General features: G+C 67.2%; 23 protein-coding genes. 6 read left to right on the forward strand and 17 right to left on the reverse strand.

Annotation, left to right across the window (positions count from 1 at the left end; translation table 11 throughout):
• The 15 genes from O0J73_RS06680 to O0J73_RS06750 form a co-directional block, all read right to left on the reverse strand.
• A partial coding sequence (locus tag O0J73_RS06680; protein ID WP_308308290.1) for a tail fiber domain-containing protein occupies window positions 1–1,770 on the reverse strand: 1,770 nt, incomplete at its 3' end.
• 7 nt (window positions 1,771–1,777) lie between these two features.
• Window positions 1,778–2,326, reverse strand: coding sequence for a phage tail protein I (locus O0J73_RS06685; RefSeq protein WP_239684256.1), 549 nt, complete (start codon window positions 2,324–2,326; stop codon window positions 1,778–1,780).
• A 223-nt stretch (window positions 2,327–2,549) separates the two neighbouring features.
• A complete protein-coding gene (locus O0J73_RS06690) occupies window positions 2,550–3,446 on the reverse strand; it encodes a baseplate J/gp47 family protein (RefSeq protein ID WP_004154671.1) in 897 nt (298 codons plus the stop codon).
• A 2-nt stretch (window positions 3,447–3,448) separates the two neighbouring features.
• Window positions 3,449–3,787, reverse strand: coding sequence for a GPW/gp25 family protein (locus tag O0J73_RS06695; protein WP_197563744.1), 339 nt, complete (start codon window positions 3,785–3,787; stop codon window positions 3,449–3,451).
• A gap of 52 nt (window positions 3,788–3,839) precedes the next feature.
• Entirely contained in the window at window positions 3,840–4,430 is a 591-nt protein-coding gene (locus O0J73_RS06700) for a phage baseplate assembly protein V (protein WP_308308291.1), read from the reverse strand.
• Window positions 4,427–4,978 (reverse strand): hypothetical protein, encoded by a 552-nt coding sequence (locus O0J73_RS06705; RefSeq protein ID WP_004154674.1) that lies wholly within the window; start codon window positions 4,976–4,978, stop codon window positions 4,427–4,429. The genes O0J73_RS06700 and O0J73_RS06705 overlap by 4 nt, the downstream gene beginning before the upstream one ends.
• A gap of 117 nt (window positions 4,979–5,095) precedes the next feature.
• A complete protein-coding gene (locus O0J73_RS06710; RefSeq protein WP_308308292.1) occupies window positions 5,096–5,365 on the reverse strand; it encodes a hypothetical protein in 270 nt (89 codons plus the stop codon).
• Window positions 5,340–5,717 (reverse strand): hypothetical protein, encoded by a 378-nt coding sequence (locus O0J73_RS06715; protein WP_004154675.1) that lies wholly within the window; start codon window positions 5,715–5,717, stop codon window positions 5,340–5,342. The genes O0J73_RS06710 and O0J73_RS06715 overlap by 26 nt, the downstream gene beginning before the upstream one ends.
• Window positions 5,714–6,199, reverse strand: a complete 486-nt coding sequence (locus tag O0J73_RS06720) for a glycoside hydrolase family 104 protein (RefSeq protein ID WP_004154676.1) — start codon at window positions 6,197–6,199, stop codon at window positions 5,714–5,716. Before O0J73_RS06720 ends, O0J73_RS06715 begins: the two co-directional genes overlap by 4 nt.
• Entirely contained in the window at window positions 6,196–6,546 is a 351-nt protein-coding gene (locus O0J73_RS06725) for a hypothetical protein (RefSeq protein WP_004154677.1), read from the reverse strand. Before O0J73_RS06725 ends, O0J73_RS06720 begins: the two co-directional genes overlap by 4 nt.
• Window positions 6,543–6,971: a Mor transcription activator family protein gene (locus O0J73_RS06730; RefSeq protein ID WP_308308293.1), complete on the reverse strand. Its 429-nt coding sequence runs from the start codon at window positions 6,969–6,971 to the stop codon at window positions 6,543–6,545. Before O0J73_RS06730 ends, O0J73_RS06725 begins: the two co-directional genes overlap by 4 nt.
• A 352-nt stretch (window positions 6,972–7,323) precedes the next feature.
• A complete protein-coding gene (locus O0J73_RS06735; protein WP_049457604.1) occupies window positions 7,324–7,701 on the reverse strand; it encodes a hypothetical protein in 378 nt (125 codons plus the stop codon).
• A gap of 151 nt (window positions 7,702–7,852) precedes the next feature.
• Window positions 7,853–8,404: a hypothetical protein gene (locus O0J73_RS06740; RefSeq protein WP_049457603.1), complete on the reverse strand. Its 552-nt coding sequence runs from the start codon at window positions 8,402–8,404 to the stop codon at window positions 7,853–7,855.
• 41 nt (window positions 8,405–8,445) lie between these two features.
• Complete coding sequence (locus O0J73_RS06745) at window positions 8,446–8,673, reverse strand: hypothetical protein (RefSeq protein ID WP_049457602.1); 228 nt, start codon at window positions 8,671–8,673, stop codon at window positions 8,446–8,448.
• Between the two features lie 152 nt (window positions 8,674–8,825).
• A complete protein-coding gene (locus tag O0J73_RS06750) occupies window positions 8,826–11,162 on the reverse strand; it encodes a VapE domain-containing protein (RefSeq protein WP_197563752.1) in 2,337 nt (778 codons plus the stop codon).
• A 480-nt stretch (window positions 11,163–11,642) separates the two neighbouring features.
• Here O0J73_RS06750 and O0J73_RS06755 point away from each other — a divergent pair, with 480 nt between their 5' ends.
• The 5 genes from O0J73_RS06755 to O0J73_RS06775 all read left to right on the forward strand — a co-directional run bounded on the left by O0J73_RS06755 (window position 11,643) and on the right by O0J73_RS06775 (window position 16,515).
• Entirely contained in the window at window positions 11,643–11,867 is a 225-nt protein-coding gene (locus tag O0J73_RS06755) for a hypothetical protein (protein WP_004154683.1), read from the forward strand.
• 11 nt (window positions 11,868–11,878) lie between these two features.
• Entirely contained in the window at window positions 11,879–12,133 is a 255-nt protein-coding gene (locus O0J73_RS06760; protein ID WP_004154684.1) for a hypothetical protein, read from the forward strand.
• A gap of 211 nt (window positions 12,134–12,344) precedes the next feature.
• A complete protein-coding gene (locus O0J73_RS06765; protein ID WP_308308294.1) occupies window positions 12,345–12,731 on the forward strand; it encodes a DUF2946 family protein in 387 nt (128 codons plus the stop codon).
• Between the two features lie 128 nt (window positions 12,732–12,859).
• Window positions 12,860–14,998, forward strand: coding sequence for a TonB-dependent receptor (locus tag O0J73_RS06770; protein WP_308308295.1), 2,139 nt, complete (start codon window positions 12,860–12,862; stop codon window positions 14,996–14,998).
• A gap of 11 nt (window positions 14,999–15,009) precedes the next feature.
• Window positions 15,010–16,515, forward strand: coding sequence for a PepSY domain-containing protein (locus tag O0J73_RS06775; RefSeq protein ID WP_308308296.1), 1,506 nt, complete (start codon window positions 15,010–15,012; stop codon window positions 16,513–16,515).
• A gap of 9 nt (window positions 16,516–16,524) precedes the next feature.
• On the opposite strand, the gene O0J73_RS06780 is transcribed toward O0J73_RS06775, so the two are convergent.
• Window positions 16,525–17,658, reverse strand: a complete 1,134-nt coding sequence (locus O0J73_RS06780) for an MFS transporter (RefSeq protein WP_308308297.1) — start codon at window positions 17,656–17,658, stop codon at window positions 16,525–16,527.
• Window positions 17,659–17,669: 11 nt separating this feature from the next.
• Window positions 17,670–18,446, reverse strand: coding sequence for a DeoR/GlpR family DNA-binding transcription regulator (locus tag O0J73_RS06785; RefSeq protein ID WP_308308298.1), 777 nt, complete (start codon window positions 18,444–18,446; stop codon window positions 17,670–17,672).
• 126 nt (window positions 18,447–18,572) lie between these two features.
• Here O0J73_RS06785 and smqnr point away from each other — a divergent pair, with 126 nt between their 5' ends.
• Window positions 18,573–19,220 carry a SmQnr family pentapeptide repeat protein gene (gene smqnr / locus O0J73_RS06790; protein ID WP_308308299.1) on the forward strand — a complete coding sequence of 216 codons (648 nt, stop codon included), beginning with the start codon at window positions 18,573–18,575 and terminating at the stop codon, window positions 19,218–19,220.

The raw sequence follows: 19,220 nt of genomic DNA on the forward strand, positions 1-19,220 counted from the left end.
TTGCTGTTGCCCATAAACACCTCGGTCATTGCCATCAATTATGGCAACCGGATGTCTACGAAAGGCTGGCCGGTCCACCACGTCGTATCCTCCCGTGGCAGATACGCCGCCGATGAAGGCGTGTCCGGTGAACCCATTCTCGGCTGAGTACTGAATCCGATTGCCGTCACCCCAGCCTACGTATCCCATGCGTGTTCCGTCAGTGCGATGGAACGCGACGTAGCCGGCAAGTGCACCGGTACCAGCGTTGGTTCGAACGCAGCCGCCAGCACTGATGACCGAGCCAGCTGCGGTGACGGTTTCGTTGAAGGAGGCGGGCCCGGCCACGGATACGCTGGAACCGGTCAGCTCCAGTGGCGCAAAGGCATTTTCTGCCGGATTCACTGATTGGAGCACGGTGTTCCCCGCCCCATTGCTGATGAATCGGATCAGATTGTGACCTGCAGCGGCCTGGGCATACAGATAGGCATTGATGCGCAGTGCACCGGACACAGTGTCGCCGGCCTTGTTTATCTTGCTTGCCGGATCAAAGTTTCCACTGGTCCAGATCTGGCCGCCAGCGCTGAGCGTGGTGGTATAGCCGCCTGCAGAATTCGCAAAGGTGAAGTTCGTACCGTTCTTGAAGATGTACGAGTTGGCGTCGCCCAGCACGAGTACGCCATCGTTGGCCACACCATTCCAGCCATAGGAACGAAGCGAGTTTCCATTCACGCCGACGTGTCCGGTGAACGTCCCGCCGGTCTTGTCCATCTTCGATTCCGGCGCGAAGTTGCCGGCGTGCCATATGACCGAGCCATTCCAGCGCGGCGAGTCGCCATGCTTGATGGTGATCTCGCTGCTGGCATTACGATCGGCACTCCACACGCGCCACAGGCCCGTGTTCGCCCAGCCACCGATGAACGACTGTTCCGCCCCGGCACTGCCGAATCCAACCAGGGGCCAGCTGCCCGAAATGAACTGCTGGTCGGTGAAGGTATTGCCCGCCTTCGTCGCTTTGCCATCCAGTGCCGACTGCAGCCCGGTCACGTCAGCAATCACATGCTTGTGGCCGACCGTGGCGAAGTCGCCGGCCAGCGCGAACTCGGAGGCATGCTTGCCGTCCAGGGTGTCGGCGTCCAGGCCGTTGCCATGCCCGGTGTCCTTCAGTGCAGCACTCTTCAGCTCCAGCGCGGTGCGGGCTGCCGTGGTGGTCGCAGCCGACAGCAGTGTCTTCGCCAGTGCGGTCGGGGCGCTGGCGCCGAAGCGCTTGTCGGTGTAGGCGCGTACGCCACGCGGCGTCACCGCGCGCTGAGTGTCGGTCGCATCTTCGGCTTCGGTGCTCGTGGCCAGTTCAACCACGCCCACGACCTCGGTGGTTGCGGGCGGATAGATGAAGCCGGCGTCACCGAACTGGATCAGTGCGGTGTCCACCTCGGCGAAGCGCGTATCGGTGGCCAGCAGCAGCATCGAGGCGGCCGACTTCTCCATGATCGGATCGGCTTGGCCATACGTGGCGAACAACGTGCCGTCGGCCAGGTACAGGCCGAACCCGCGCAGCGTGTAGGCCGTTGCGCTGTCGTCGCGGATGGTGACGTGCACGGTGTCATCGCCCACCGCCTGCCCGCCGAAGCTGGCGACGCGTTTGATTTCGCCTGGCAGCGCGGTAAGCCCTGCCGATGGAGTGAAGGCAGTGGATGTCAAACCAATCTGCGTGATCAGGACGGCGTTGGTGCCGGTGTTCGGCGGATTGACCAGCCTGGCGAAGCCGGCATCGGTGATTTTCAAGCGCATGCGGGGGTTACTCTCCGATCAGTTGAAGGCGGCGGAAGGCCGTGGCGTGGGCGGCTGCAAGGGCGCCGACGGCGGCGTCGGCCTGCATGCCCTGGGTGAAGGTGAAGTGCGATCTCACCGGTTTGGTCCGGCTGATCTCGCCGATGACGTCTTCGACGAACATCGCCGTGGCGGCCTGGCCGCCCTGGTTGGCGATGGTCATCACCGCTTCGAAGGTGTGCGGCGGTCCCTTGGGCTGCAGCTGCCACCATTCGCGGATCAGCACCGAGCCACCGAATGCAGCGACCACGTCGCGCACACTGCCGGCGGTGCCCTTGCGGCGCTGGATGGCGATGGCCGTGCGCACCCGGGCGCGCTTCACCGCTTCGGGCCAATACGCCTTCCACTCATCCACCGACAGCGCCCAGGCCAGCCAGGGCAGCAGTGCGGTCGGGCAGCGGTCGGCGTCCCACAGTGCAGTGATGTCCACCGGCAGCGGGCGCGCCACGCTGGCGCGGGCAAGCGCGCGCTCGGCACGGGTGGCATTGGCGGGCAGCAGGTTCGCCGCCGACGGCACCACCACCTGGGCGTCGCCGTCGATGATCTCGCCGGGCACCGGTGCAGCAGCCAGGGTCACCACGCTGCCCTCGATGACGCCGCCCTGCAGTGGCTGGCGTCCTTGCGCGTTCGTGCGGTACACCGCCTGCAGCGTCGCCAGCGCGCCACCGGGGTGGCGGAAGGTGCGGTTGCGGCCATCGATCGCGCCGCGCAGGCGCGCGTTGATCAGGCGCGTGCTGGGCTCATTCATCGGTGCCGCCATGGGTCAGGGTCACGCCGGTGCAATGCGTGGCCTGGGTGCGATCCACCACCACGTCGGCAGCCGGGCGGATGATCTCCACACGCTGTACGCCCTCGGCGTGCAGTGCCGCGAACAGGCCCGAACGGGTGACGTCACGGCCGAGGCGATGCGATTCGCTGATGTAGCGATCGAGGCGGCTGCGCGCCTCGGCCAGCACCACCTGCGAGTCCGGGCCGGCGAAGGTGAACAGCGCAGCCTCGACCGCGTAGTTGACGATCGTGGCCGGCTTCACCAGCACGTGATCGGTCAGCGGCCGCACGTCATCCGCACCCAGCTTGGCCTCGACGATGTCGAGCAGGCCCTGGGTGGCGGTGCCATCGGCCTCGCGCGACAGTACCGAGACCACGACCTCGCCGGGCGTGGGGCTGGTCGCACTCGCATCGAGTACCCGCGGGTCGGCGCTGAGTGCATGGAATACATAGGCACCCTCCGGCCCCGCCACGCTGAAGCCTTCCGGGCCCAGCTGGATACGGCGGCGGAAATCATCATCGCTCTCGTAGCGTGGCGCGATGCCCTCCTGCGGTTTGCCCGGGTCCAGCACCTGGCGCGCGATGCCGAAGATCGCAGCGAGATGGTCCAGGTCGCTGCCGCCGGCATAGGCCAGCATCACGCCGCGCGCGGCGTCGTTGACGCGTTGGCGGTCGAGCAGGCGCAGGTAGGTGCAGACCTCGAGGATCTTGAAAGCAGGGTCCGACGGCAGCAGCGCGTCGAAGGTGGGATCCAGGGCCTGCAGCGCGGTCAGCGATTCATCGAACATGGCTTCGAAATCGAGCACTTCGATGACCGCCGGGGCAGGCAGCTGGGACAGATTGACACTGGTGAACGAGCCGGATGCCACGGTTAGCGAACCTCGATTCCTTCGATGGTGATGGCCTGCCCGTCGGGAAGATGGATGCCGGTCACTGCCAGGATCATCACGCCGGGGGCGGGGAGGGAGACGTCGATGTTCTCGACGTGGAGCCGCGGTTCCCATCGCGCCAGGGCGTCGACGGTGGCGGCAATCAGGTCCATGCGCAGCGAGCGATTGGTGGGCGCATCGATCAGTTCGAACACGCGTGAGCCGTATTCGCGGCGCAGTACGCGGGAGCCAAGGGGCGTGGTGAGAATGTCACGCACGGATTGGTGCAGATGGGCCAGCCCATCCAGGGATTTGCCGGTGTTGGCGTCGATTCCTCGCATGGTCTCTATCGTCGTGGAGTGCAGGTTTTCAGGGCATTGCAGGCGTGGCCGGTCAGGCCTGGGCCGGCGTGGTCGGTGCGGTGGGGCCCTGCGCGGTGTGCTTGTGCGCCTTCAGGCCGATGGCGCCGGCCTTGATCTCGCCGGGGGTGCTGATGTCCTTGCCGGCGGTGATCGCACCGGTCACGTCCAGGTCGCCCGTGGCCTTGATCGACGGTGTGTCGAGCAGCACCGATTCGCTGGCGATCACCTGCGCGCTTGCACAGTTCACGATGACCTTGCCGCTGCCGACGTTGACGCTCAGCGTGGTGGTTTCCTGGTCGTACTCGACGATGCTGCCGTCGGCGTATTGGGTACGCTGCCGCCGGCGCGAGTCAGCCGGTGCGGCGAAGCGGTCCTGGTACAGGCTGCCCAGCACCAGCGCCTGGCCCGGATCGCCATAGGGACAGGCCAGCACCACCTGTTCGCCCGGTTCGGGTGCGCACCAGCTGCGTACGCCCGGCCCGGCACGTCGCTCCAGCCAGGGAATCCAGTCGGTGAGCATGCCGTCGGCATCGACACGTACGCGCGCTGCGGCTTCGTCGAGCTCGCGCACGACGCCGATCATCAACAGGTTGCCGATCAGCCGTGCGTGCTCGGCGCTCATGGCGCGTGCTCCGGCAGTGGCTGGTAGCGCGGCTCATGGGCGCGGCCGATCTCGGGTGCGAAGCTGTAGAAGGCCTGCGGCACCACGCCGCCGGTGTCCTCCCACGCGTTGCTGCCCAGGGCGATCGGCAGCGACCACTCGACCACCCAGCTTCGGAGACCAGGCTGTGCCGTCGCAACGTCTTCGGGCAACGCGGCGATCACATCGATGGCGCCGCTGGCGGCCCCGGGGAATCGGCCGAGCTGGTGCAGCCAGGTTGCCAGGGCGACGGCGGCATTGCGTACCTGCAGCGCTGCATCGGCATTGGCCGCTACGACAATGCGTGCCTCGAAGCGCAGCAGGGCGTGCAGCAGGCCGCTGCCGTCGCTGTCTTCCTTGTTGCGATCACAACGGGTCATGGCCAACAGGCAGGCCGGCATGGGCATGTTGTCCGTGCTGGATTCCCGATAGAACGCGACGGTGGCAAGGCCCGGGAAGTGCGTGCGTATCGCGGTTTCGATGGCGCTGTGCAGCGCGTCGAGCGTCGGAGGAGGGGAATCGGTCGCCATGTCAGCTCATGCAGTGAATGGAAGGAGGGCAGGGTCGGTGCGGCCCATGCGGTCTGCAGCCAGTGTTGCCATCACCGGAGGTGGGCGGCATTGCAGGCGTGGCCGCGAGCGGCGGGGTCAGGGCAGGGTCTTGCTGGCGCCGGCTGCAGTGCCGCAGCTGGCAGGCGCGACCGGCAACGCACCGTTGATGGTGAAACCGGTCTGGTTGCCAAGGCTGCACAACAGCGCCCGCAACTGGTCGGCGAGTTCGTGGTACCGACGTGCGACCTCGACGTGATTGCGCAGCAGTGCTTCGTCATCAGCGCCATCGAGGTCGGGCAGCGCGGGCGCGACACGCAGTTGCGCAGGGGCGATGGCGAGGTCAATGCGGCAGTGCGCCGCCGGCATTGGCTTGGCGCCAGATGCGCACGAACTCAGCATCAGCATTGCCGCGATCGCGGCCAGGAGTCTTGGCATGGGTGTCGATGTCCCGTTGCAGGGCGTTGAACTGCTGGGTGCGCTCGGCCTGCGTGGCCAGGCGCTGCGATTCGGCCCGGGCGCTGGCACGGGCGTTGGCGAGGTCCTGCTGATGTGCGGCCTGCGCCGTATCAGCGCGGGATGCCTGCTGTGCGGCCTGCGCGCTGGCAGCGGCCAGGTCCGCGCTGCGGTCCCGCAGGGTCCACCCCAGCCAGGCGAAACCGGCATGACTGCCGACGAGCAGCAGCAGGCCGACGCGCAGCCTCAGCGCGAGCGGGGTCATGCCAGGGCTCCTCCTGCGGCACGATAAGCCGCACGCAGCGTCTCCAGCGCGTGTTCCTTCTGCCCGTAACCGGCGCCGGGCAGCGATGCCCAGATGCGCCGTGCCGCGCCGACGGCGGCGTCGAAACGTCCCAGCCGGACCAGCTCGTAGGCACCGCATTGCTTGAGCAGGGCGACCGCGGCGCGATCCTGCGAGACCGGGCCGAAGTCGGGCAGGCCCAGGCGTGCGCGCAGGTCGTCCCAGGTACTGCGCAGGAACTGGTAGCGGCCGGCAGCGCTGGATTTGATGCCGTAGCGTGGCAGTGACACCAGGACGCGGGGATGGTCGCGGTAGGTTTCGAACAGCTGGCCACCGACGATCACGTCGTAGCCGCGGTCACGTGAGCGCTGGCTGGGAATGTCGGTACCCTCGGACACGGCCAGCATGTCGAGGAACGCGGCCACGTTGGCACCACCGAGGGCGCTGGCTGCGGCGGCGGTCATGCGGCCGCTTCCGGCTGCTTGCGCACCAGTGCCAGCAGCGCGTCTATCTGCACGCTCTGCTGGGCGATCTGTGCACGCAGGGCGTTGACCTCGCCACGCAGTTGCCCGATCTCCTGCGCCATCGCCTCGCGTTCGTGCATCAGGCCATCGGCGCGGGTGCGCTCGGCGGCAAGTTGCTCCTGCAGGGTGCGCAGGGTGTTGCTGGTGGCTTCATCGGCGGTGCGGTCGACCTTGGCCGACGACAGCCATTGGCGCAGCCACAGCGACACCGCGATCAGTACGCCGGAGGTACCGCCCAGGTATTTGGCCCAGTCAGGTACGCCGGCCAGCAGGTCGCTCTCGTTCATGCGCGTGCGTATCCCTTGAGCAGGGCCGGATGGACCGCAGGCGGTGGCGCGCAGCGGGCATCGCGCAGGGCGCGCTTGATGGTGGTCTGCGAGACGCCGAACTCACGCGCCACGTGGTCGCGGGGCATGCCGCTGGCAACGGCACGTGCGATGCGTTCGCGGCGCTGCTGTGCGTCGGCAGCGAAGCAGGAGGCCAGGAACAGCAGCTCGCCACCGAAGTGCGCGACCAGCTGCTGGGCGACGTCGTAGCCGAGGATGTCGATCAGCCGGTGCTGGTCGGGCAGGGTGGACGGCACGTAGACGATGACGCGGTGGCGGCCGGTGGTGCTGGAGGTGGTCGGCGGCCATGCGCGCACCAGCGTGAGGGCTGCGGATTCGCCGATGACCTCGGCGAGGGTCTGGATGCTGTCGGGCAGGGCGTTCATGAGGAGTGTCGTCAGTGGCATTGATCTCCACTGTTGCCCTCCCGTTCTTCTGGTCAACACCTTTCATCTACTTTGGAAATTGCGCGCTGAAGGCATTCAGTGAGCCTGAGTACCGATGAGGACGGCGCTGCGGATGCCTGCGGCGGCTCTTGCCGGGTTGTCGTTGCCGCGGCTGTTTTCCGTATTCCTGTACTCGCTGTCCTCACCGTGTGGAAACAGAGGCAGGTCAAGGGGAATCCGGCAGGTATGGGGTGAGGATGGCCTTGTTGCCCGCCCTCACGTCCGGGCGCAGGCCCGGAAACAAAAAAGCCCCGGACGATGCCGGGGCTTCAGGGCTGCAGGTGGGGCTGGGTCAAAGGTCGAACACCAGGTTGCCGCCGGTCTTGCGTGGGATGTAGCCGGCGTCGCGCAGCCAGCGCGCCGCATTGACCTGGTCCATGCGCTTGACCGGAAAGCGGTTGGCGAACATCAGGAAGCGCGCCACCGTGATCGACTCACCCTTGCCCTTCAGGGCGGCCAGGGTTTCGGTGAACCACGGTGCGGGCGGCTGCTGCCTGCCGGGGCGGGCCACGGTACGGGCCTGCGTCGAGCTGCCATCGCCGGCCCGGGCCAGCGAGCACAGCGAGATGAAGATCGCGTCCAGGCTCACGACGTCCTTGCCACCCTTGGGCTGGGACTTGAACAATTCGATGGCCTTCAGGCGCGTCGACGTGAACTGTTCGACCTCCATGGCGTTTCCTCTCTGCGAAAATGATTGGGGGATGCAGGGTGACGACAGGTGTCGTCGGTGATGGGGCGACCTTACATCATTTTCGCCGATGATGGGTCGCGACCTGCGCTCGGATGAGTGGGAAGAGAGATCACACGGCCCCGCGCCGTGCTCAGATCACGCCGCGCGACAGCAGCTGGTCCAGCGTCCTGCGCACCAGATCGGCCGGCGCGCCGTCGTTGTTCACCTCGATGTCGACCAGATCGTCCGGCAAGGGCTGTTCGTCGGCATGGCCCGGGCGCCTGACGCGGATCACGACACCGCCACGGCGGCGAATCGCGCGGGCTTCATTGGCCAAGCGCACATCCGGTACCAGTCCGCCTGCAGGCAGGCGTGCGAACAACGCGCGCACCCGCAGTTCGGGGAGGATGCAATCACGCCCCGATCCGGTTCCGGCGCTCTGCATCAGCTGCTGAGGGATGAGCTCAGCCAGCGCCCGCAGCGGTGCCGCAAAGCTGTCGCAGGGCAGCGCCAGTGCCGAGGCCAGTCCATTGGCCAGGGTGTCCTTGCCCGCATGCTTGGCGCCGGCGATGCCGATGTAGAGCGGACCCGCCGCCTGCGGGGCAGGCCGCAGCGCAGTGCGCCGCAGGGCGGGGCCGGCACGGAATGCGACCAGGGTGTCGGCGATCATGCGATGGCCACTGTCGAGGGAGGCGGGAATCATGCGGAATCTACTCCTGGAAGAAGGTGGCAGCCGGCGACGGGTCAGGAATCGCGACCGCCAGCACCGCGCGCGCGCAGCAGGCGCTGGGTGATGCGGCCCCCGCGGGCGGCAGCCGCGGCAGGGTCAAAGCACAGCATGGCGGTGCGGGTACGACGGCCAGCGGCAAGGTGATCGCGGATGGTCCGTTCGGACAGCACCGGTACCCGCTGATGGATCTGCCGCACGGTCAGCTGCTCGCCTTCGAAGGCATGAAATTGGGGACGGGGCATGACGCAAGCGCTCCTGGAAGGTGGCGTGGCCGATACAGGCATCTTGCCTTCGTGAGCTCTTCTAGTCAACACCTTTCATCTACTTGTATCATGACTAGTGCGGCCGTTGGGCGGAGCGCCCCTTCAATTGACACCGCAGGGGGCGCCCGGCATCAGAACGGACCTGCCGCCTGCTCGCCGAGGGTGAGCCTGCGCGGCGGCATCAGCCAGACCTTGGCCCGCTCCTTGCCCACCACGCGCGTACGTACGCCATGGCGCTTGACCACATAGGCGGCCGCCTCGTTGACGTCGCGACGGTTCGGCTTGTCGATGCCCGCGGCAATGACGATCTCGGTGGCGCGGTAGTGCGCGTTCCAGTGCTCGGTAGGCAGCGACCAGTCGAAGCGGCGGTCGATCAGTTCGGCGATCGGCGAGATCGGTTCGTGCTCGCTGTTGGTGGTATTCAGTGCATCCAGTTCCTCGGCGGACAGGTGCCAGGTTTCGCCCTGGCAGTACAGCGCATGGGCCTCGGCCCACACCTGCTGCATGTCGATGCGCGCCGGTTCGCCCAGTGCCACGGCATGCACGGTCCACCAGCGCGTGTTGCCGGTCGCGTCGCGCAGGAAGCGCTCGTCATTGACACTGGCAAACAGGATGGTGCGGCGCGCATAGCGCGATTCGTTGCGCGCGTATGGACGGCGGATCTCATCATGGCTGCGCGAGATGAACGATTTCAGCGCGGCGATATCGGTGCGGCGGAAGGTGGCATCCACTTCACCCAGTTCGACGATCCACTTGGAGATGACCTGCTTGATGCTGTCCTTGTTGGCCGGATCGAGCACCACGCCGTCGGCGATCAGCTGCAGCTCAGCCGGTGCCAGTTGCCGGGCCCAGCGTGTCTTGCCCAGATTCTGTTTCGAGACGAACGTCAGCACACCCCGCGCCACCACGCCATCGGGCTCAAAGGCCGCCGCCACGCCGGAGACCAGCCAGCGTCGCATCAGTACTTCCTTCAGGACGCGCCCGTCGGCCATGCGCGTGGGCTGCGCTTCCTGCACCGTATCGAAGAAGGCCTGCAGACGGGACTGGCCGTCCCATGGGCGTGAGGTGATCCAGCTGGCGACCGGATTGTAGGGGTTGGCTTCGGCCACCTGGCACAGGTTGGTTTCGAAGCTGGCGGTGGTCATGCCAGCGCGGTGCATGCAGTCCATCACTTCACCGGCAGCCACTTCCTTGGCATTGTCCACCGTGCTCTGCAGGCCCGGCACCAGGATCTCCAGGTCCTTGCGGATGACGTTGTAGCGCACGGTCACGCCGGTGCGCCGGCACAGTTCGGCCAGATTGCGTGCGGTGGGCAATGGGCGGCCGCGCGCGCTGGTATCGGGAAAGGGCGTGAAGGCATCGAACGCGGACAGGTTGCCGGGCACCTGATAGCTCGCGCTGGCTGCCGAAGGTGGGACGTCGCCGGCCATGTCATGTTCCGCCACGGCGGCTGGTGGCGGCAGGAGCTGCGCGCGGACTGCCTCCAGCCCCTCGCGCAGGTGCAGGTCGTTGAAGTCGGTAGGGCGGTCACTGTCACCGTGCACTGCGGAGAACTCGGGCCATGCCACGCGTGCATCGATCTCCGCAGCGGCGCGCGTTGCCTGGGTGACGCCGGGATTGTCCACGGGCTGCCGGGTCCATTGATCGTTGTCCGCGCAGAGCACGAACACACCGTCGGGCACGGCGCTGCGCCAGGCGCGGGCGACTGCGGCGAGGTTGCCGGCATCCCAGGCGACCACCACGCACCAACCGGTGGCCTGATGGATGGAGGCGGCGGTGGCATAGCCCTCGGCGATGGCGATCGGCTGTGCAGCGAGCGGCTTGCCGATGACATGGAAACACCCCTGTTTGCGGCCACCGGACAGGAAGTCCTTGTCGCGGCCCAGTGCCGGCTCCAGGCGCGGAAAGATCGCCTGCAGCGAGACGATCCGACCGGCTGCGTTCATCACCGGCACCAGCAGCGCGTTGTCGACGTGGCGGAAGACCAGGCCGTCGCTGTTGCGTACCGGCCACGGCGCCACCCGCAGGCCATGCGCAGGGATGCCCTTGCGCACCAGATAGGGATGGCTGCCGTCCGCCGGTACCGCGCGGTTCCACAGGACGTTGGCGGCCTTGGCGGCGGCCTCCTCGCGTTCGCGCTGCTGCTGCTCGCGTTCGGCACGGGCCGCCTCCTGGCGGTGGCGGATGGCGCGCTGTTCGGCGGCGCTGAGCGTGCCGGGTGACTTCGCGCACCAGGCATGACGGGTGCCGGTACGCCAGCTGCCGAACTCGCCGGCCGGCACCTGGTCACCGAACAGTACAGCCCACCCATTGCGAGTGCCGGGGCGGTCACCCTGCACATGGAAGCGCACCAGCATGCCGTCGGCATTGAGTGACTCGCGGCCGCGGGCGTCCGGCACGATGCCGTGTGCGTGCATGACCTGCAGGAACGCAGGAACGACGTCCTGCGCTGGGTGCGATGTGTGCATTCGGCGAAGCCCCTTGAAGCGTGGTCCGGTTCACCGCAGCCTGTCGATGCGCAGCGTGATTCATGCCGGGCGCAGTGCACGTGGCGACCGGCCGACGCGGCAGGGTCAGCCGCAGAGGGGAAGCGGTGATGCGGCCATGGTGTCGGAACGACCTCTCTTTTGCAACACCTTGCGACACCTTGTATCCCCGACCCTGCCGATGCACTTGGGTGCTCGGGGGATCTGCGATGACCTTCGCAGATTGTCGCTTTTGCGGTGGCGTGTCGCAGTTGGCGAGAACCGTTTTTCCGATGATGCCGTCGCCGTCAGAGACGGCCTTCCGACCCGCCTTCCGCCCCTCCGGGCGCCCATGCACAAGGAGCCTGCATGCCTGAAATCCACTGCAACAACGAACGCCGATCCGATCACGGACGTGTCTCGTCCAGCGCCGTTGTGGCGTTCTCAATCGGTGCGACCACCCCCCGATAAAATACAGCCGGCATGACGGACACCATCGACGAAGCGCAGGAACTGGAAGCGCGCCATCTGCAACAGGCATTGGCCCAGCACGCAATGCGGGCCCGCGCTGTTGCCCCTCTCACACCCATTGGGGAATGCCACAACCCGGACTGCAGCGAAGACTTCGACAACGATCCGGCCAGGCTGTTCTGTGGGCCTGCCTGTGCCGAGCGCTACGAAGCCATCCATCAACACCGCAACGCATAGGAACAGGGGACATGTCTCTGAACAGCAACGACGCTGGATTCACCGAACGCATCGCCGGAGTGTCGGCCGAGCTCGCCGTGCTGGTGAGCCTGGTGGAGCACCACATCCATCTGCAATTGGCTGACCTGGCCGATTCGGGCGACATGGATGCCCAGGAGCGATTCGCGGTCGCCGATCCGGAGCGCTGGTTGGAGAACGCCCGCCACAGCCTGCAGGTGGGCGTCATGTTCCTGGAACGCGCGGTGCGGCAGCCCGCCCGGTTCTAGCGTTGCCGCGTGGGGACGGAAGGGGCCGGTGTGGTCGCCTTCCGTCCCCACTGCAGGACGCAGTGCGCTGCGCGACGGGGGCTGCGTCATAACGTCGCACCGCCTGTGCAGCAACCCTGAACGTGGTCCAAGGTTGGCCGCGCCCCCGTAGAATGGCAGCGTGCGCGGTTCTGTTCTCCATCGCCGGTTCCAGGCTCTGGCATGGCTTGCCATGCTGCTGGTGCTGCTCGCCCCGCTGGTGAGCCGCTGGCTGGCGCACGGCCACGTTGCGGCGAGCGCACCGGTGGCGGCAATCGACCACAGCCTGCACGCACCGCATGTGATGGACGGCCACCACGACCATCATGCGATGGCGATGCAGCACGGCGAATCGGCACCGAAGCCTGCTGCCGACCCCCATGCCGATCATGAGATGGGCGTGGACTGCGATTACTGCCTGATCGCCGCGCGGATGATCACCCTTCTGGTGGCAGCGCTGCTGCTGTTGGCGCCGATGACGCCGGTCTGCCGCGCATTGCGCGGTGCGGTGCAGGCCCTGCCGCGGCGGATCAGCGGCACCCTGGGAGCGCGTGGGCCACCGGTCCTCAGGACCGCCTGAGCCGCACGCGCGCTGCAGTGATCTTCCTGCCATGAGGTTGCCGGCCACGGCCGGTGCCCGCACGCGCGTGCCTGTCCCTTTCTGATTGCTGCCCTGCAGTGCGGGGTGGCCTTGCATGCCGTGACCCAATGAAAACCAACCCCAACTCCGCGTGCCTGCGCCGGGCGCTGCTGCCCGCGCTGTGTGCCTGGCTTCTGCAGGCGGCGCCTGCCCTTGCCGCCGATGCGGCGCCTCCCACCACGCTGGATACCGTGCGCGTGGTGGATACCCGCAGCGGCGAGCTGTCCTCCACCGCCAGCGCGGGCTCCGCGCTGGGCCTGAGCGTGCTGCAGACGCCGGCCGCGCTCACCGTCATCAGCCGCGACCAGCTGGAGCAGCGCGGCGATACCAACCTCAACGATGCGATCAGCCGCGCAGGTGCGATCAGCGCCATGCCGCACCCCGGCAACGGGCTGAGCGCGCTGTCCAGCCGCGGCTTCACCGATGGGGCGTCGGTGATGCGGTTGTATGACGGGCTGCGCCAGTACGGCGGCGTGGGCATCACTTTCCCGTTCGATACCTGGTCGATCGAGCGCATCGAAGTGCTGCGTGGGCCAGCTTCGGTGATCCATGGTGACGGTGCGATCGGCGGTGTCATCAACATCGTGCCGAAGAAGCCCTCGCGCGGAGCCATCGAGAACGAAGTCAGCGTGACCGTCGGCAGCGAGGACACCGCACGCCTCGGTTTCGGCAGTGGCGGCGCGCTGACCCCCGCGCTGGCATACCGGCTGGACGTGAGTGGCAACTACAGCGCCGGGTGGGTCGATCGCGGGCGCAACAGCGACGCCACCTTCTCCGGTGCGCTGCTGTGGCAGCCACGCGATGACCTGCAGCTGACCCTCACCCATGCGCAGGGCCAGCAGCGCCCGATGCGCTACTTCGGCACGCCCCTGGTCGACGGTCGCCAGCTGGACGCGCTGCGCCACCGCAACTTCAACGTGGAAGACAGCCAGATCCGCTTCCGTGATCGCTGGACCCAGCTCGACGCGCTGTGGACGCCCACCGCGAACGTGGAATGGCGCACCCGCGTCTACCAGATCGACAGCCAGCGCGACTGGCGCAACGCCGAGGCCTATGTGTACAACCCACGCACCGGCCTGGTTGATCGCTCCGGCAATACTCGGATCACCCATAACCAGGACCAGACCGGGTTGACCTCGACGCTGCGCGTGCAGGGGGAGGTGGGCGGCCTGGTGAACAGCTTCGCGGTGGGGCTGGATGCCAACCGTGCGCACTTCAAGCACACCAACAACACCTATGCCGGCAGTTCGGGCCCGGTCGATCCGTTCCATCCGGTGCCAGGCACGTTCGTCAGCGATGCGCCGAACCTGCCGCGCTACCGCAACCGCGCCGAGCAGTACGCGCTGTTCGTGGAAGACCGGCTGGCACTGGGTGAGCGCTGGTCGGTGCTGGGGGGCCTGCGCCACGATCGTGCCGACATTGATCGTACCGATCTGATAAGCGGCCAGCGTGCGTTCTCCAAGACCTACAGCAGCACCGGGTGGCGCGCGGGCACGGTGTTTGCGCTGCGCCCGACGCTGAGCCTGTACGCGCAGTATTCGCAGGCAGCCGACCCGGTCAGCGGCCTGTTGATGATCAGCCCGGCCAACGGGGCGTTCGATCTGGCCAAGGGCCGGCAGTTCGAGGTGGGCATGAAGCAGGCCTTCGACGGCGGCGAGTGGACGCTGGCCGCGTACCGCATCCGCAAGACCGGTCTGCTCAGCCGCGACCCGCTACAGCCCGACCGACGGGTGCAGGTGGGCGCGCAGACCTCGCGTGGCATCGAGGCTTCGTTGAACTGGAACTTCGCGCCGCACTGGTCGCTCGATGCCAACGCGACGCTGCTGAAGGCCGAGTTCGAGGACTTCCTGGAAACCACGGGGACGCCGCCGGTGCTGGTCTCGCGCGACGGCAATGTGCCGCCGAATGTGGCCGAACGCCTGGCCAACGTGTGGTTGAGCTGGCAGTTCCTGCCCGACTGGACCCTGGCCGGCGGCGCGCGCTACGTCGGCAAGCGCTACGCCGACAACGCCAACACGCTGGAGCTGCCGGGCTACAGCACCACCGACCTGGCGTTGTCCTGGCAGGCCGCCCCGCGGACGCGGGTGACTGCACGCGTGTTCAATGTGTTCGACAAGGCGTACTACGCCACCGCGTACTACACCAGTACACAGTGGTTGTTGGGTGCGGACCGGCGCGTCGAATTCACTGTCGATCATCGCTTCTGAGGGCAAGGGCCATGTCGCTGCGTTCCACCGCCAAGCGCTGTACCTACCTGGTGCATCGCTGGCTGGGCATCGGCGGATGCCTGTTGATGTTGCTGTGGTTCGTCAGCGGCATGGTGATGCTGTTCATCGGCTATCCAAAGCTGACACCCGGCGAGCGCCTGGCGGCGTTGCCGGTGCTGGGTGATGCCGTCGATTGGCGAGGGCTGTCGGCGCTGCCATACGCTGTACAGGCCGAGCCGGAAGCCGTGGCGCTGACCACGCTGCGTGGCGAACCCACCTATGTGGTGCGCAGCGGCAGCAACGTCGGTGCGTGGTCGGCGCGGACAGGCCAGGCGCTGCTGCCGGTGTCGGCACAGCAAGCTGAAGCGTCGGCAGCGCAGTTTGCCGGCGGGCAGGCGTTTGTCGGCGCAATGCGTGTGGATGAAGATCGCTGGACGCACTCGCGCGCGCTGGATGCGCATCGGCCGCTGTACCGGGTTGAGGTGGGCGGCGCGCAACCAGGCGATGTGTACGTGTCCTCGCATACCGGCGAGGTGGTGCTGGATGCGCCGCATGTGCAGCAGCGCTGGAACTATGTGGGCGCGTGGTTGCACTGGCTGTATTTCCTGCGCATGCAATCGGTGGATCCGGTATGGACGTGGGGGGTGATCGTGCTGTCCGCGCTGTGCACCGTGGCGGCGGTCAGCGGCATCGTGGTCGGCCTGTGGCGCTGGCGTTTCCGCGGGCGCTACCGCTCCGGCGCGAAGACGCCGTATGTCGAACCCTGGATGCGCTGGCACCACCTGATCGGGCTGGTCGCTGCTGCCTTCGTGTTCACCTGGATCTTCAGCGGCTTGATGTCGATGAATCCGCTGGGCGTGTTCAGCAGTACCCGCGATGCGATCGATGCCACTCGCTATCGCGGTGACAGGGTGGCGGTGGATGGGACGCTGGCCGAACCGTCGGCGTTGCTGGCGGTGGCCGGCGACGCGCGTTTCCGGCCGGTGGAAATCCAGTGGCGTCGCATCGGCGGCGAACTGTTCGCGGTGTTGCTGGACGGGCAGGGCGATAGCCGCATCGTGTCCAATGTGGACGGGCGGCTACAGGTCGCGCGCCAGTTGCCTGTTGCGCGCCTGCAGCAGCAGGCAGGCCTGATGTCGGATGCGCCGCTGCAGGACTTCCGCGTCCTGCAGTCGCCTGATGCCTATTTCTATCCGCGCGCGCCTGAGGCCATGAACGGTGCGGCCGTGCGCCGCTTCCCGGTGGCGGTTGCGGATTTCGATGATGCCGAAGCGACGCGTGTCTACCTCGACCTGGGCACCGGCGACCCGCTGTTGACGATGGGGCACCGCGAGCGGCTGGGGCGCTGGCTGTTCTACTTCCTGCACAGTTGGGACCTGCCGGCGATGCTGCGGCAGGACATCGCGCGACTGGGTGTGTTGTTGCTGCTGAGCGTGGCGGGTGCTGCGTTGTGCACGACTGCCACGGTAATCGGCTATCGGCGGTTGCGGATGAAGTTGCGGCGTCTGCGGCGCTGATGCGTCGGGTCACACCCGCAGCCAGCGCGTGGACACCGCCACCAGCAACAGGGCCGTCGCCACGCCGATGAACGCGGCGACCAGGCCGAAGTGATTGGCGGCGAAGCCGATCAGCGCCGGGCCGGCGAGGATGCCGGCAAAGCCAAGCGTAGACACCGCCGTAATCGCCAGTGCACCCGGCATACGGGTCTGGTGGCCGGCCAGCGAGAACAGTGCCGGCGCGATGTTGGCGCAGCCCAGGCCCACCAGCACGTAGCCGAGCAGGGACGCCTGCCAGGGTGTAACCAGGGTCAGCACCAGCACGCCGCTGGCGGCGAGCAGGGCGCCGAACACGATCGCGCGCTGGCGACCGACGCGTGCCACCAGCACATCGCCGAACAGGCGCGCGACGGTCATGGTCAGGGTGAAGGTCACATAGCCGATGCCGGCAAGGCTGGCATCGACGCGGCGCACATCGCTGAGAAACACCGCACTCCAGTCCAGCATCGCGCCTTCGCCGAGGAAGGCGATGAACGCCAGAACGCCGATGAACAGCACCACGCCGTGCGGCATCGCCAGCATCGGCGTGTCATGCGGCATGCGCTCGCGGTGCCAGTACGTCGCCGACAACAGCATCACCAGCAGCATGGCGCCTACGCCGATCAGCACCGACGCCAACGGTGGCAGCTGTGCCGAGAGCAGCAGGGTCATCGTGGCCGCACCAAGGAACCCGCCGATGCTGAAGAAGGCATGGAAACCGGACATCATCACGCGCCGGGCTTCGCGCTCGACGATCACCGCCTGCACGTTCATCGTGCAGTCCATCGCCCCCACCGCGGCACCGAACACGAACAGCACCAGCCCCAGCAGCCAGGCGGTGTCGGCCAGCACCAGCCCTGGCACGCTGAGGCAGATCAGCAACGTGCTGGCCACCATCACCCGACGGCAGCCCAGGCGTGCGGCCAGCACGCCGGACAGCGGCATCGCCAGCAGCGAACCGGCACCGAGGCAGAGCAGCACCAGGCCCAGCGTGGCATCGTTGATGTCCGTGCGTGACTTGGCGAAGGGCACCAGCGTGGCCCACAACGCGGTGGCGAAGCCGGGAATGAAGAATGCAGCGCGGGTCGCGTGCTGTTCGGCACGCGCGCGGTTGGCAATAGGCATGGGAGGTTCGGTCAGGGCAGGGTGGGATGCACTGTGATGCCGGCGGCACGGAAGCGGGCGGCCAGTGCGGGAGGCGCCGACGTGGTCAGCACCAGATCGTCGATCTCGTCGAGGCTGGCGATCTGCCAGTTGCCGCGCGCGCCGAGCTTTTCAGTGGTGGCAGCGACGATGACGCGGCTGCTGCACGCCACCATCGCGCGTTTCAGCGTGGCTTCTTCCGAATCCATCGCCCACACGCCGGTGTCACCGTCCACCGCACACGGGCCCGGCAGGTACACATCGGCCCGCAGGCGCTGCACCTGGGCCAGCGCTTCGGCACCGACCGCGCCGCCACCGCTGGCCAGGCGGCCGCCGATCAGCTGCACGGCGGTGCCTTCATGCACGCTGGCGGCGGTGGCGATCTGCGGCGCGTTGGTGATCACCGTCAAGCCGAGAGCGGCCGGCAGCTGCTGGGCGATCGCCAGGTTGGTCGACCCGGCGTCGAGCAGTACCACCTGGCCGGGTTGCAGCAGTGCGCAGACACGGGCGGCCAGTTCGGCCTTGTCGCCGCGGTCGCGGGTCAGTCGTTCGCGCAGTGGGCGTTCCTGCGGCGGCGGCAGCACGGCGCCCCCGTAGACGCGCTGGCATAGCCCTTGCGCGGCCAGTTCGCGCAGGTCACGGCGGATCGAATCTTCGGAGACGGCATAGCGGCGCGCCAGCTCGGCGGCGACCACGCGACCCTGCTGGCGCAGTTCCTCGAGGATCTGCTGGGGGCGCTGGGCGGGGAGGGGGCTGGGATCGGAGCTCATGCTGAGAATCATGCACGACTGTGCATGAGCGTGCAATATCAGGCATTGCGTTCCGCGGCGCTGGCGGGGTTGGGAATACGGCGCCTGCCCGGCATCATGGCCGCGCTCCCTGGCATGGAATCCCTGATGTCCCCCACCGTTCACCGCAAGCTGCGCATAGGCGCGGACCAGTACACCGGCCAGAAGGTGGTCGACCAGCAGTTCCATGAGTGCGATTTTTCCGGCGCCGACCTGACCGCCACCGAGTTCATCAACTGCAGCTTCTACGACGCCGACAGCCGCGCCGGCTGCCGCTTCAACGGTGCCACGCTGAAGGAGGCCAGCTTCCGTGGCTGCGACATCAGCATGTGCCACTTCAACTTCATCAAGGCACTGGGCCTGGAGATCAGCGAATGCCGCGCGCAGGGCGCGGATTTCAGCAATGCCAGCTTCATGAACCAGATCACCACCCGCAGCGGGTTCTGCAGTGCCTTCATCAAGAAGTCGAACCTGCGCTACGCCAATTTCTCGCGGGTGACGCTGGAAAAGTGCGAGCTGTGGGAGAACCGCTGGGACGGCGCCAACGTGAGCGGTGCCAGTTTCGCCGGCTCGGACCTGTCCGGTGGCCAGTTCGAAGGCATCGACTGGAACAGCGCCAACTTCACCGACTGCGACCTGACCAACTCGGAGCTGGGTGAGCTGGACCTGCGCAGCACCAACCTGCGTGGCGCCACGCTGGATGTGCAGCAGGTGGCGCTGTTGATGCAACGCATTGGCATCACCGTGGTGCCGTAG

The organism is Stenotrophomonas sp. Sm6012 (assembly GCF_030985895.1).
Taxonomy (GTDB): Bacteria; Pseudomonadota; Gammaproteobacteria; order Xanthomonadales; family Xanthomonadaceae; genus Stenotrophomonas; species Stenotrophomonas forensis.

What these genes read in the sequence shown, in the direction of transcription:
- O0J73_RS06750 (WP_197563752.1), bottom strand. Translation starts at nt 11,162, where the DNA reads ATGCACACATCGCACCCAGCGCAGGACGTCGTTCCTGCGTTCCTGCAG.
- O0J73_RS06725 (WP_004154677.1), bottom strand. Translation starts at nt 6,546, where the DNA reads ATGAACGAGAGCGACCTGCTGGCCGGCGTACCTGACTGGGCCAAATAC.
- O0J73_RS06720 (WP_004154676.1), bottom strand. Translation starts at nt 6,199, where the DNA reads ATGACCGCCGCCGCAGCCAGCGCCCTCGGTGGTGCCAACGTGGCCGCG.
- O0J73_RS06710 (WP_308308292.1), bottom strand. Translation starts at nt 5,365, where the DNA reads ATGCCGGCGGCGCACTGCCGCATTGACCTCGCCATCGCCCCTGCGCAA.
- O0J73_RS06705 (WP_004154674.1), bottom strand. Translation starts at nt 4,978, where the DNA reads ATGGCGACCGATTCCCCTCCTCCGACGCTCGACGCGCTGCACAGCGCC.
- O0J73_RS06735 (WP_049457604.1), bottom strand. Translation starts at nt 7,701, where the DNA reads ATGGAGGTCGAACAGTTCACGTCGACGCGCCTGAAGGCCATCGAATTG.
- O0J73_RS06760 (WP_004154684.1), top strand. Translation starts at nt 11,879, where the DNA reads ATGTCTCTGAACAGCAACGACGCTGGATTCACCGAACGCATCGCCGGA.
- O0J73_RS06770 (WP_308308295.1), top strand. Translation starts at nt 12,860, where the DNA reads ATGAAAACCAACCCCAACTCCGCGTGCCTGCGCCGGGCGCTGCTGCCC.
- O0J73_RS06785 (WP_308308298.1), bottom strand. Translation starts at nt 18,446, where the DNA reads ATGAGCTCCGATCCCAGCCCCCTCCCCGCCCAGCGCCCCCAGCAGATC.
- O0J73_RS06780 (WP_308308297.1), bottom strand. Translation starts at nt 17,658, where the DNA reads ATGCCTATTGCCAACCGCGCGCGTGCCGAACAGCACGCGACCCGCGCT.
- O0J73_RS06755 (WP_004154683.1), top strand. Translation starts at nt 11,643, where the DNA reads ATGACGGACACCATCGACGAAGCGCAGGAACTGGAAGCGCGCCATCTG.
- O0J73_RS06700 (WP_308308291.1), bottom strand. Translation starts at nt 4,430, where the DNA reads ATGAGCGCCGAGCACGCACGGCTGATCGGCAACCTGTTGATGATCGGC.
- O0J73_RS06695 (WP_197563744.1), bottom strand. Translation starts at nt 3,787, where the DNA reads ATGCGAGGAATCGACGCCAACACCGGCAAATCCCTGGATGGGCTGGCC.
- O0J73_RS06740 (WP_049457603.1), bottom strand. Translation starts at nt 8,404, where the DNA reads ATGATTCCCGCCTCCCTCGACAGTGGCCATCGCATGATCGCCGACACC.
- O0J73_RS06765 (WP_308308294.1), top strand. Translation starts at nt 12,345, where the DNA reads ATGCTGCTGGTGCTGCTCGCCCCGCTGGTGAGCCGCTGGCTGGCGCAC.
- smqnr (WP_308308299.1), top strand. Translation starts at nt 18,573, where the DNA reads ATGTCCCCCACCGTTCACCGCAAGCTGCGCATAGGCGCGGACCAGTAC.
- O0J73_RS06775 (WP_308308296.1), top strand. Translation starts at nt 15,010, where the DNA reads ATGTCGCTGCGTTCCACCGCCAAGCGCTGTACCTACCTGGTGCATCGC.
- O0J73_RS06715 (WP_004154675.1), bottom strand. Translation starts at nt 5,717, where the DNA reads ATGACCCCGCTCGCGCTGAGGCTGCGCGTCGGCCTGCTGCTGCTCGTC.
- O0J73_RS06745 (WP_049457602.1), bottom strand. Translation starts at nt 8,673, where the DNA reads ATGCCCCGTCCCCAATTTCATGCCTTCGAAGGCGAGCAGCTGACCGTG.
- O0J73_RS06730 (WP_308308293.1), bottom strand. Translation starts at nt 6,971, where the DNA reads ATGAACGCCCTGCCCGACAGCATCCAGACCCTCGCCGAGGTCATCGGC.